This window comes from Cuspidothrix issatschenkoi CHARLIE-1 (assembly GCF_002934005.1).
In the GTDB taxonomy this organism is placed as follows: domain Bacteria; phylum Cyanobacteriota; class Cyanobacteriia; order Cyanobacteriales; family Nostocaceae; genus Cuspidothrix; species Cuspidothrix issatschenkoi.
In genome coordinates, this window is the sequence record NZ_PGEM01000196.1 from 1 (window position 1) to 12531 (window position 12531).

The following is a 12531-nucleotide window of genomic DNA, read 5'->3' on the forward strand; positions in this document are numbered from 1 at the left end:
GCTTGGCGATCGCACTTGCCAATCTAAGAATTACCAAACCGACTGGAGGTATGGTTAACAAAGTGGTTTAATCCTTTATTGCTATAGGTCAGGATTTAGCAATGCTGTACCCTGGCCTATAGAGGTTTTTTGTAATCCGTTAAAAACTCCCATCTCGGCCGTCATGAAAATCACAAAATAGACAGTGACGCTATTCCTGGTAATGTATATGAAAAGGTGATTTCTACTTTTATATGCGGCGTGACTCTATTTTTTATTATTTATTTCAAAAATACCCAACCCTACTGTTTGAGTTATTGGCAAATCCTCCAGCAAATGCAGCTAGTTATCGCTTCGATTCGGTAGCGGTAAAAGAACCAAAATTTGAAATAGACGGGGTGTTTTTACCACCGGAAACAGAAACACCAGGAATTGTTTATTTCTGTGAGGTACAATTTCAAAGAGATGAGCGACTGTATGAACGGTTATTTGGGGAATTATTTCTCTATTTTTACAGAAATAGAGAGCGGTTTCAAGATTGGCAAGCGGTATTAATTTATCCAACTCGGAGTACGGAACAAGGGGATATTCACCCCTATCGCGCACTTTTGAGTTCGGAACAAGTACATCGAGTATATTTGGATGAGTTGGGAGAAATTGAACAATTACCCCTTGATGTCAGTTTGTTAGTGTTAACAACTTTCACCCAAGACAAAGCACCAGCAGCAGCGCGATATTTAGTCAACCGTTGTCAGCAGGAGTTACAAGCACCAGCAGACAGTCGTGCGATAATGGAAATAATTACCACGATTATGTCTTATAGGTTTACTCGTCTAAGTCGTGTGGAGATAGAAGCAATGTTAGGTATAACTTTTGAGCAAACTCGCTTATATCAAGAACTAAAAGAAGAAGCCACGGAAATAGGTCTGCAACAAGGGATACAACAAGGGATACAACAAGGGATACAACAAGGGATACAACAAGGGATACAACAAGGGATACAAAGAGGTAAACAGGAGGGAGAAGTAACTCTTATCCTGCGGTTGTTATCTAAAAAATTCGGGGAAATTCCTAGTCAGCTAAAAATGCAGATTGAGAAGTTATCTCTGGAACAATTGGAAGATTTAACTGAGGTGTTGTTAGATTTTGCAAGTTTAGATGATTTAGTTGGTTGGCTGCAAAATTTAGAGGTTTCTGAGAAGTAAAACGCGGTTTTGACCTATCATTCAACCATAATTGTATATTACCCTGTCAGCTTATTTACCTAATGATTCGAGTCTTAATAGCCATGAATTAAAGTGAGGACATTTACTCCGAATTACTTCTAATCCAATGGATTCAGCTAATAATGAACCAACAGTAGATTTTGCTCTTTCATAATCAGGAAATTGGGCAATAATACGTTTACTAGGGGCTGTTTCTGTCCCGTCATTAATTAACTCAGGAGTTTCATAACTATCAGCAATAACCTTGAGAACTGAAACCTTGTCTAAGCAGTTATCATAAAGAAACTCAAAACAAGTTGGATTAGAAAAAAGATAAGCTTCATATTCATGCAATTGGATGTACGGTATAAATCGCCTATCATCAATGTCATTAGCAAAGCTTTTTTCTAAAAAATCTACCCGTTGTAGAGTATTTTGTCGCAGTTTTTCGGATTCATTTAATCCTGGAAACTCAGGAGCGATCGCATACAAATCAATCATCGTTGTAAAGAACACATTAGCTCCTTTCTCTTGTTTAAGAAAACGCAAAATATCATCCTTCATTGGTTCATATTTTCGACCACCACCACGATGAGCTTTACCTTTTTTTCTTGCATGAGCTATAAGAATATTTTTTTCTAGAAAAACATCGTATTTGGCAAGGTGTGGTTTCAGGACATTATCGGCAAATGTTTGTTCAGTTTGTCCTTCTGCAAATAAATAGAGTCGTATCATTAGTGTGGACCTCCACCAATGATATTTTTCTCCCAAATTTCTCCTAAACTATATTCTTCTAACCAAGATTCTAATTCTTCAGGATTTAACCGCTTAAATTGCGATTCCTTACCCACTCTATCTACTGTAATTACATCTTCAGGATTAAAGTTATCTAAAAAAGAAGTAGATTGGGTACTAATTAAAATTTGTGTATGATAGGAAGCTTTACCAAACATCCCAGCTACAACATTGAGCGCGTAGGGATGAAGACCAAGTTCCGGTTCATCAACAATAATGAGTTCTGGAAGTTCATTTTCTGGCTGCAAAAGCAAAGTAGTTAGGCAAATAGCACGCAAAGTACCGTCCGAAAATTGGTGTGGACCAAATACTTGATCTGATCCTTTTTCTCGCCAGTTGAGAATAACATAATTCGCTCTAGGTTCAAGCACAAAATCATCAAAAAAGGGAGCAATTAAACGGATGGTTTTAATAATACGCTGATAGGCTGTGTTATTATCATCGCGGAATCGGAGGAGTAATGCAGCTAAATTTCCAGCATCAGGCATTAGCCATCGGTCATTACTAACATTACAAGATTGACGAACTAGGGCAGTAGAAGATGTATCATGAAAGTGATAAACACGGGAATAGTTGAGCAAGAATCTGAGTGCTTTGGCTGTTTGCATCCCACTGTCTGCTGCTTCCTTAATTTTTGTCTCTTTATGTCCTGCACCCAATGAGTCGGTTCTTGGAGATAACCAACCCTTTTGCAAGAAACTCAGTGTCTCTTCGCCAAAAATCAGTGTATCACCTGCGGCATGGAACAAACGCAGGTTGTAGGTATCCATTCCATTCTCGACTTCAAACTCTAGTTGTGCCTCTATTTGCAGTGTTACCTTCGGTCCAAAGTGCAATAGGGATTGAGCATAACCCGATATGCCGATATATTCTTGAAGTCGTTCGGCCATCATCTCATTTAACATCTTGAAAAAGGAGATCAGATTGCTCTTACCTGCTCCATTAGCTCCAATCAAAATGTTTAAGGGATGCAATTCAATATCCATTGTCTTAATAGACTTGAACCCCTTAATAATTACTCGTTGCAGCATAGTTGATAATTAGTATTTATACCAAGAATAGCAAACGTTTAAACATCTTTCACAAACTCCGTCAAGAACCTAAACGCCTTCAAAATATAATTAGCGCAATCTTGAGGAGAGCTATTATAAAAAGATGGCCAGGCATGAGCTTTATCTTCATCATAATTATTTTGACGATGGGGATGATTTTCTAACCACGCTAACCGCACTGCATGACCGATTAACACATCTAAAACTATATATTCTTCAATTTGCAAGTTCGGGTTATTAGCCACAATTGTAGCCAATTCCATCAGGGCTTCTACATTGACTTGGCGATATTCAGGGGCTTCAATTTTATTCAGTAAATGTTCCACTAATAAAGCAAAATTTCTTTCTCCGGCGGTCATTTCCGAAAGCATAATTTCACTTTCTAAACGATTCCGGCGTTCTAATTTATCCCCAATGACTACACCTTTGCAATGCTGCATTAATAGCCAAACTTGTTTAAAAAAGTCCTTGGGTACACGATTCAATGCACCTTCTGCTTGACGAAATCTCCGCCAACCATTGGGAGGAACTTCTATTTCGTCACTACTGGGAGGTAACACAACCCAAGCAATATCACTTTCCTTTTGTTTAACGTGCAATGATTCCTGTTGACGTAATAAACTACTCACACCACTATATCCAGTTAACACTTGACGCAACCGCATTTTCACTTCAAAAGGTGATAATTGCATTAATTTTTCATAAGCTTCATCTTGAGTAAGAATGAATTCCCTGGCTATTTCGCTAGTAATTAACAGAATTAAATAACCGACTCTTAATGTCAGAAATCCCCGAAATAATTCCGGTTCAGATTTGATTAAAACACCGATATAAATTAATATTTCTTGGGTTAAAACGCGATCGCGGATATCCTCACGACAGAAGTTATTAATTTTATCCGCAATTTCATTTCCAGACATGGGAACAACCATCAAGGAAGCTTGACTATAAGCCCTACCCACCGCTATTTGCTTGCCTTGAACTAAGATACTCGTTATGGCATCTGATAAGCCAATATCCAGCATTTGGCGTAAACCGGCAGCCCGTCTTACCACCGCCCACAGTCCTAAATCTCCAGCTTTAGTATAGACTTCATCGAGTAAATCAGCGACGGTTACAGCATGACTTGGACCTGCATATCCTGTATCAAATTCTAAACCCTTTAACCGGGTTAACGTTTGCAGTAATTCAATTTGCTCATAAATATTTTCTGATGAGCGTAAATGTTTTAATAGTAAATCTAAGTTAGTTTCGCATTCCATTTGGAATTCTTGAGTATGTCCCAAACACCAACTTTTTCGTAAATCAGAAGTCAGATAATAACAACGAATTCCCCGATCTATGACAGATGATGGAGATAATTCTACATTTGACAAAAAATCAATTCTTTGAATTGCTGCTGTTAGCATTAATTGATTGAGTTTTCCTAATTTTACCTTCACTCCATTACAAATACCATCTTTAAGTTCTTGCATTAATTCTAATAATGCTTCTGCACCAGTTTCTAACATCGTCCGAGTAATCATTAAAGTTAATGTCGGACGACCTAAATCAGTCCAATATTTTTGGATATAAGCTAATTCACCTCTAATTTGATCTACTAAAAAGTGATAATCAAGAGTTAAATAAAATTGCTGGGAATCTAGGAATGATGGTAAAAAGACAACTGTTTGATCTCGAATTCTAAAAAATCTCGATATTGTTAAACTTCTCAGTCTTCGCAGGGGACGGCCTGTTAAACCTAATTGATCATTTCTGCCAATTTGTGTATAAATTCGGGAAAGTTCTTCAGATTTTCTAATTTGAATTGGTGCTACTTGGGTAGGAGTTTGGGTTTCAATTCCATATACTTCTAACTGAGATTGTAATGCCTCATCTTCTGCCACTAAAGCAATTTGCACTAAGGCACTGCGCTTTTTGCCGACGTTTAAATGTCTGCCTAAAGGATCAATATCTCCCAGGGAAATTAAGCCTTCGGATAACATCTGACCAAGATAATATAAACTTTGCGCCCACACTAAAGGAATATTTTCGTTAGGTAATCTTAACTGAGATTGAGGATTTAATTTCTCAGCTTCTATATTTTCTTCGGGAACATAATAGAGTTCTGGCAATAGCAGTAACCCATTCTCTTCTACCAATAATGATTTTAAAAGTTCCTGATATTTTTGAACTTGTCCTGGTTCATTGCGAAATAATGCATCAAGAAGTAAATAAGTGAAAAATAATGGCCATTCACATTCAATATGCTCAAATTCTTTTAGTTCTCCAGGTTCATAATGTAGGCGTTCGGTGTCTTCTAAAACGGTTTGATGTCCATCTCGTAAAAAGCGTTTACAACCATATTTACCTTCCAATTTATGAATAATTTCTTTAAAAGTCCGTTCTCGCAATGCTTCATTTTTTACAGCAAAAGCAGGATAACTAATAATACTTAATAATGCGGCATCAACTTCCTTAGAACCTGATTCTCTAGGCAATAATGATTCCAAAGTAATTCTAGCTCTAGCGATTTCATCTGGTAAAACATGAATTACTGATGCTTGACTACCATGAACACCAAACAAATTCAAACCATTCATGGATTCTAATGCTGCTTTGGCCATTCCCAAGGAACTGGCGTTTAATTCTGCACTACCATGATTAATTTTATTTCCCCGTTCCCAAATCCCAAAATCCGGTGTCCGATAAGCCCGACCAATATAATAAACTAAGTTTTGAACAAAGTTAACTTCATCCAAGGTAAAAATAATTGATAAGCCACTGGCGGTTATTTGTGCCAACATCAATAAAAAGATAGATGTCGCGTCAAGTTGCAAATGTCCCCATTCATCATCACCAACGACAATATCACCTGTGGATGTATTGTATTTGGCGTGAAGTCCATCTAATAAAGATTGTGTATGTTTGAATTTTTCGACTTTATGGGCTTGTCGCATCATGGAAAATAACAAGCCACGCATTAATTTAACAACGCTATGTTCTAATTCATAAGTTCGCCCATCATCATGATCTAATTTACGATAGGCTAAAGCTAAACCCCAAACCGCCAAAATACTATAAACATTATCTCGCACCCACGCATCCGTATAATCTCCATGAGCAGTGATAGCGGTACTTGCTGGTAATAAACCAGTAATAGGATTTTGACGCGCTAAAATAATTGTCTTGATTTGCTGATAGTAAAAATCTAAGGGAGTTGGGGATGTGGTGGATGTATTCATTATGGTGATGAGAAAATTTAACTTTGTCGCTATGAGGCTGATAAATAAAAAAGTTGTATAATTTTTCCTCTAGGGATATGTATAAATCATACAGAGGTGAATGGTTTTTTGAGTAGGATTAATTAGTAATATAACATAAGTTCCTGGGGGATAAATCCTCCGTACCGCATTTATCCCCAGCTTAAAAGACTACTTCAGAAATTTTTATAGTAGCGTTGAAGCGTCGGGTACTAGGGAAAGGGATTTTGTAATTATCTTTTTTTGAATTTATCTTAACTCAACTGATTACGAAACTTACTCACACTAATACTCAACAACACCACAGCAAAACCAAGTAATGCTAAAATATGAATCCACAACACATCTAAACCAACTCCTTTAAGTAAAATACCTCGCACAATTGTGATGTAATGACGTAAAGGATTTAGTAAAGATAAAACTTGGAAAAAAGGAGGCATAGCTTCAATAGGAGAAATTGCCCCAGATGTCTGCACCATTGGTAAATTAATAAAGAAAGATGTGAGTAATACTTGTTGTTGAGAACGGCAAACAGTGGCTAACATAATCCCTAAACTAATTCCCACAAACACATACATACTTGATAGGGAAATAAATAATAAAAAACTGCCCCGAAATGGCAAATTAAAGACCACAATTCCCAAGGTTAAAGCTAACATGACATCCCCCATAAGTAAGAAAACCAAAGGGACAATTTTTGATAATAATATTTGCCAATTTGCCGCCGGAGTCATTAACAATTGTTCCAAAGTTCCTGTATCTTTCTCTCGCACAACAGTGACAGCAGAAACTAATGTACCAATTAATGTTAAAACTAAACCCATGACTCCTGGTACAAAAAACCAACTACTTGTAAGTCCAGGATTATACAAAAATACTACTTGAGATGATAGGGGAGGACTTCGTTTACCTGATTCCAAACTCAAATTATATTGCTGAACAATTTGATTCATATAGTTAGCAGCAATGCCGGCTGTATTGGCATTTACTCCATCAATAAAAACTTGAATTTCTGCGGTTTTTTGTGCCAATTTACGCGGAAAATCAGGGGGAATTATCACACCTACATCTAATTTTCCTTCTTCTACTTGTTGACTTAAATCTTTTTCGCTAGTTGGTACTGATTCTAAGGTAAAAATCCGATTGGAAGTCATTGCCGAAATTAGTTCTCGACTATCAGCTACATTAGCATAATCAATGACACCTAATTTCAAATTGTGGACATCAGGATTAAGTGCAAACCCATACAGCAATAATTGTACCGTTGGAGGAACTATCAACAAAACAATTAATTGTCTATTTCGTAAAATTTGATTAATTTCTTTCCGCACTAATGCCCAAAATGGATTATCAAATAATTGGAGAATAAATTTCATAAAGTAGGGAATAGTCGAATAAATAACAACGAACAACTGACTAATGACTAATTTGCATTTTACTTAAAATTCGCCGAGAGACATTAAAAAATATCAAACCTAAAATTGTCAGCATGAGGAAATCAAACCAAACTCCTGGCCACCCTGTACCACGCAGAAAAGCATCACGAGTAATATCAATATAATAACGGGCAGGAACTACGTTAGGTACAAGTGAAAGGGGAAAAGGAATATTATTGAGAGGATAAATAAAACCAGACAATAATAAAGAGGTAATAAACCCAACTAAAGAAATGATTTGTACGGCGGAATTTTGGTTATTGCTACGTACCCCTACTAATAAACCAAACATGACACTATCTATCAAAAATATGAGAGTTCCTAATAATAAAGTAATGGGATTGTTTGCCAAGCTTAATTTGAAAATGATTGTTCCTAATCCTATCACAACTAATGCTTCTGTAATGGCAATTAATAAATAAGCCATTCCTTTACCTAATAACAATTCTGTAGCACTAATACTAGAAGCATAAACTTGTAAAATTGTCCCTTTTTCTTTTTCTCTTACCATTGCTATTGCTGTGAGTAAAGAGGGAAAAATCCATAAAATTACTCCATATACTCCAGGAACAATATATAGAGATTCTAATCTACCAGGATTAAACCATAAACGGATTCTAGCTGTAATAGTTTTATTACTTGGTAAAAGTTTTTCTTCCTGCATAAAGAAGTTAGTAACTCTTTGAATACTGCCTCTAATTACACGGGCATTATTAACATCTGTAGCATCAATTAAAACTTGTAATGTAGTAGGTTTATTAGCTTGAATATCTCGACTAAATTGGGGAGGAATAATTACCGCTACTTTGGCAATACCTCTATCAATAGCATCTCGCGCTGGGTTTCCTCCTAACCATTCTTTAGGAATAAATTGATTTGTGGCATACAATTTTTCAATATAGCTATTACTCAAGTTTGTATGGTCAAAATCTTGGACTACTAAGGGAATATTTTGACTTTCTAATCTGGTGGCAAAACCAAAAATCAATAATGTCATAAAGGGCAATAAAAAGGCTAATGCTAATGTCAATTTATCACGTTTAAATTGAGATAGTTCTTTAATACATTGGGAAATAATTCTTTTCATAGGTAATAGATATTATAGCAATTCCTACTCAAGTAGAGATGGATCATTTATATCTCAATTTTTAATTGTTTTCGGTTCTTTGTACTATCCCAATAAAGGCATCTTCTAAGGAAAAAGCAATAGGACGAAGAGATTCAACTGTAAAGTTGGCTGATTTTAAAATTTGTATTACTTGGGGAATTTCAGTTTCTGGCTTGTCAAGAACTATATGTAAACTATTGGCAAAAATAGAAACTCTCCAAGAATCAAATTGTTGTTTTAATAGTTTGGAAGCTGTTTGATTTTGATTCACAATTATTTCTATTAGTTTTCCAGGTTGGGAAGCTTTGATATAACTGGGTGAACCTTCCGCAGCTATTTCTCCTGCTACCATAAAACTCATTCTATTACATTGTTCTGCTTCTTCTAAATAATGGGTTGTAACTAAAACTGCTGTACCATTTCGCGCAAAATCATTAATTAGCTTCCAAAATTGCCGACGCGCTAAAGGGTCTACTCCTGATGTGGGTTCATCTAAAAATAAAATATCCGGTTCGTGCATGACTGAAGCACCAAAAGCTACTCTTTGTTTCCATCCTCCTGGTAATTGCCCTGTTAGCATATTTTCTCGTCCTTCTAACCCACAGGTAGATATTACCCAATCAATTTTTTCTCTTCTCAGTTTACGGGGGACGCTGTAAACGCCGCTATAAAATTCTAGGTTTTGCAGAATTGTTAAATCGTCATAAAGGGTAAATTTTTGACTCATATAACCAATACGTTTTCTTAATTCTGCACTTCGTAAATTTCCTGTTTCTCCACCTAAATAAATTTCTCCACCAGTAGCTGCCAATAAGCCACATAACATTTTAATTGTGGTGGTTTTTCCTGCGCCATTTGCACCTAAAAGTCCAAATATTTCTCCATAACGTACTTCAATGTTAACACTTTTAACTGCCTGAAATTTACCAAAGACACGATTGAGATTATTTGCATAAATAGCAATTTCAGCAGATGGTGATTGATAATTGGTAATTAGTAATGGAGAAGAATTTTTTTCTCTATTAATATTCTCATCTATTTCTTGACTTTTATTTCCGCCACGATAACGGGGAAATTGTAAAAATTGTGGTGTTGAACCCTGTTGTCGCAAACGGGTAACAAAAACGTTTTCTAAAGTAGGTTCATTATGTTCAATATGGGGATGATATTCTTTTAGTAATTCATTTACTTGATTTTCACCTATAGCAATATCTTTAACTAAGACATCCAAGCGATCGCCAAAAGTTTGCACATCAGCTATATTTGTATGTAAATTCTGCAAGAGAATTTTCTCGCTGGTTTCCAAATTTGTAGTTTTTACCTCTAAACGATGTAGTCCTAAATTAGCACGTAATGAGGCTGGAGTACCAATTTCATGAATTTCACCACTATACATTAACGCCACCCGATGACATCTTTCTGCCTCATCTAGATAGGGCGTAGCAACTACAATTGTCATCCCTTCGGCAGATAATTCTGCTAACACATCCCAAAATTCTCGCCGAGAAACTGGGTCAACTCCCGTAGTCGGTTCATCTAATAATAAAACTTCCGGTTGGGAAACCAAAGCACAACATAAAGCCAGCTTTTGTTTCATTCCTCCCGATAATTCACCCGCCAAGCGTGAACTAAACCGTTCTAAACTCATTAATGTGAGATATTTATGACTGCGTTCCCATAACAAATCATCCTCAACTTGTCGTAAACCTCCCGCATAACGCAAATTTTCATCAATACTCAAATCTAAATATAAAGAAAATTGTTGTGTTAAATATCCCGTCATTAAACGCCCATCTCTTGCAGGTTGATCAAATACCAAAACTTCCCCCGCAGTCGCTTCCATCACCCCACCTAAAATGTGAAAAGTGCTAGTTTTACCAGCACCATCAGGACCAATTAACCCAAACATTTCACCCTTATTAACAGTAAAATTAATTCCCTTAACTGCCGCTAACTTACCATAATTTTGATATAAATTACTAACCTGAATAGCCTCTATTTGGTGATTGGTGATTGGTAGTTGGTAATTAGTCATTATTAATTGCCCATGAATTACGCAAAAATTATATTAAACCCTCATTCTTCCTTATCCTCTGCGGTTCGTTTCTCTTAAAACCTAATTTTTAGCGTGTAATTTAATTTCCGCATCTGCGGGCATACCAATTTTAGCGCAGGGTAAATTTGATTCCTGATAGGGATTTTCAGGATTAAAACAGCCTTGAGGATTTTCCACTTGAATACGAACTCCTATTACTTGTCTTACCCGATCTTTTTGGAAATAAATATTTTCTGGAGTAAAAGAAGCTTGAGGATCAATAGAAATTACTTTACCATTTAGTGGTTTTTGCAGTGCAGAATCAATAAAAATATTAGCAGTTTGTCCTATTCTGACTTTACCAATATCACCTTCAGGAATAAAACCACGCAGATATATATTTTTTGGATCAACTATGGTTAAAATTTTAGTTTGATTATTCACTATTGCACCAGGTTCAACACTGCGGGCAGTAACAACTCCATCTAATGGACTAATAACATTTAAATCTTTTTTCGAGTCTTCTATTTGGGTGAGAATTTGCTGTTTTGATGCTAAAGCATCTTTGAATCTACCATGAGCCGATCGCACTTTCGCCTGAGTAGATTTGAGTTGAGCAAAACTTTGGTCTTTTTTTCTATTTAAAGCCTCTAATTGCGCGTTGCGAATATTAGGATTAAAACCTGTTGTTTTAGCTTGGGTTAATGCCCCTTGAATTGAGTTTAATTGTTCTTTTCCGGCATTCACGGCTGCCTTGCGGGCTTCTAGGGTAGCCATGGCTGTATCTAATGTGGTTTGTGCTTGGTCAAATTGTTGTTGATTAATAGCACCTTCTTTGATAAGTTGGTTATAGCGATCGCGGTTAATTTTCGCTAATTTCACTTCTGCCTGTACTTGCTTAACTTGGGCTTGTGCTTGCAATAACTGTGCTCTAGCCGCCGCCACATTAGATAATGCCTGTTGAATTCTTCCTTGGGTATCCCCTTCGGACTGTTGTAAATTCAGTTTGGCTTCACTAATTTGACTATTAATCTGTTCAAGTTGACTTTGCGCCGTATCTACATCTGCAAGTGCTTGCTGTTCATCTGATTGTGCAGATGTTACCCGTGCCTCAGATCCTCTTAATTGTTCTTGTAACAGTTGATCATTACTATCGTCTAATTTAATTAATTCTTGTCCTTTTTTGACTTCCGCACCTTCTCGGACAACAATTGATTCAATTCTACCTGAGCGTTTTACACCAATTTCTGTTTCGTAACCCTCAATTCTGCCACTGAGTTTCAGTATATCTGCTGCTTCTTGTGGTTGGTTCTGCCACACTGCATACACAATACCACCGCCGACAACTAACAAACCCAACAACAAAGGAACTGGTTTTTTACCCTTCTGCTGTTTAGATGGTGATGCAGGAACATTAGTAAAACTGTCCGGAGTTGACGCAGTTTGAGACATAGTAGCACCCTAGATGATCTAAGTTTATCTTCAAACTAGACTGTCTACTGTAATATTACAAGAAATTTGCAAAAAAATTTACTTTTATGCAATTCTCCCTAACCTTGTAATTATCTGTAATGCAACCATAGTGATTATAACTATTATTTTGCAAATCACCTATACCAGTAATGATCAAGTATAGTAATATTACTTAGGGGTCGCTGAATAAAGCTATAACCGTTTAT

8 protein-coding genes are annotated in these 12531 nt (G+C 36.4%); 1 reads left to right on the plus strand and 7 read right to left on the minus strand.

Annotated elements, in window-relative coordinates; all coding sequences use genetic code 11:
• Positions 1 to 233: 233 nt before the first annotated feature.
• Positions 234 to 1184: an Rpn family recombination-promoting nuclease/putative transposase gene (locus CUN59_RS19780; protein WP_104389441.1), complete on the plus strand. Its 951-nt coding sequence runs from the start codon at positions 234 to 236 to the stop codon at positions 1182 to 1184.
• Positions 1185 to 1235: 51 nt separating this feature from the next.
• Here CUN59_RS19780 and CUN59_RS19785 read toward each other — a convergent pair whose 3' ends face one another.
• The 7 genes from CUN59_RS19785 to CUN59_RS19815 all read right to left on the minus strand — a co-directional run bounded on the left by CUN59_RS19785 (position 1236) and on the right by CUN59_RS19815 (position 12304).
• Positions 1236 to 1919, minus strand: coding sequence for a DUF4276 family protein (locus CUN59_RS19785; RefSeq protein ID WP_104389442.1), 684 nt, complete (start codon positions 1917 to 1919; stop codon positions 1236 to 1238).
• On the minus strand, positions 1919 to 3010 hold the full coding sequence (locus tag CUN59_RS19790) for an AAA family ATPase (RefSeq protein WP_104389443.1): 1092 nt from the start codon (positions 3008 to 3010) through the stop codon (positions 1919 to 1921). Before CUN59_RS19790 ends, CUN59_RS19785 begins: the two co-directional genes overlap by 1 nt.
• A gap of 38 nt (positions 3011 to 3048) precedes the next feature.
• Positions 3049 to 6255 (minus strand): glycoside hydrolase family 15 protein, encoded by a 3207-nt coding sequence (locus tag CUN59_RS19795; protein WP_104389444.1) that lies wholly within the window; start codon positions 6253 to 6255, stop codon positions 3049 to 3051.
• A gap of 272 nt (positions 6256 to 6527) precedes the next feature.
• Positions 6528 to 7649, minus strand: coding sequence for a DUF2705 family protein (locus CUN59_RS19800; RefSeq protein WP_104389445.1), 1122 nt, complete (start codon positions 7647 to 7649; stop codon positions 6528 to 6530).
• Between the two features lie 40 nt (positions 7650 to 7689).
• On the minus strand, positions 7690 to 8796 hold the full coding sequence (locus tag CUN59_RS19805; RefSeq protein WP_104389446.1) for an ABC transporter permease: 1107 nt from the start codon (positions 8794 to 8796) through the stop codon (positions 7690 to 7692).
• 61 nt (positions 8797 to 8857) lie between these two features.
• Positions 8858 to 10852, minus strand: a complete 1995-nt coding sequence (locus CUN59_RS19810) for an ATP-binding cassette domain-containing protein (RefSeq protein WP_104389447.1) — start codon at positions 10850 to 10852, stop codon at positions 8858 to 8860.
• An 81-nt stretch (positions 10853 to 10933) separates the two neighbouring features.
• A complete protein-coding gene (locus CUN59_RS19815; protein WP_104389448.1) occupies positions 10934 to 12304 on the minus strand; it encodes an HlyD family secretion protein in 1371 nt (456 codons plus the stop codon).
• Positions 12305 to 12531 lie beyond the last annotated feature (227 nt).

Coding starts and splice junctions, on each gene's coding strand:
- CUN59_RS19780 (WP_104389441.1), top strand. CDS start 234: ATGCGGCGTGACTCTATTTTTTATTATTTATTTCAAAAATACCCAACC.
- CUN59_RS19785 (WP_104389442.1), bottom strand. CDS start 1,919: ATGATACGACTCTATTTATTTGCAGAAGGACAAACTGAACAAACATTT.
- CUN59_RS19790 (WP_104389443.1), bottom strand. CDS start 3,010: ATGCTGCAACGAGTAATTATTAAGGGGTTCAAGTCTATTAAGACAATG.
- CUN59_RS19795 (WP_104389444.1), bottom strand. CDS start 6,255: ATGAATACATCCACCACATCCCCAACTCCCTTAGATTTTTACTATCAG.
- CUN59_RS19800 (WP_104389445.1), bottom strand. CDS start 7,649: ATGAAATTTATTCTCCAATTATTTGATAATCCATTTTGGGCATTAGTG.
- CUN59_RS19805 (WP_104389446.1), bottom strand. CDS start 8,796: ATGAAAAGAATTATTTCCCAATGTATTAAAGAACTATCTCAATTTAAA.
- CUN59_RS19810 (WP_104389447.1), bottom strand. CDS start 10,852: ATGACTAATTACCAACTACCAATCACCAATCACCAAATAGAGGCTATT.
- CUN59_RS19815 (WP_104389448.1), bottom strand. CDS start 12,304: ATGTCTCAAACTGCGTCAACTCCGGACAGTTTTACTAATGTTCCTGCA.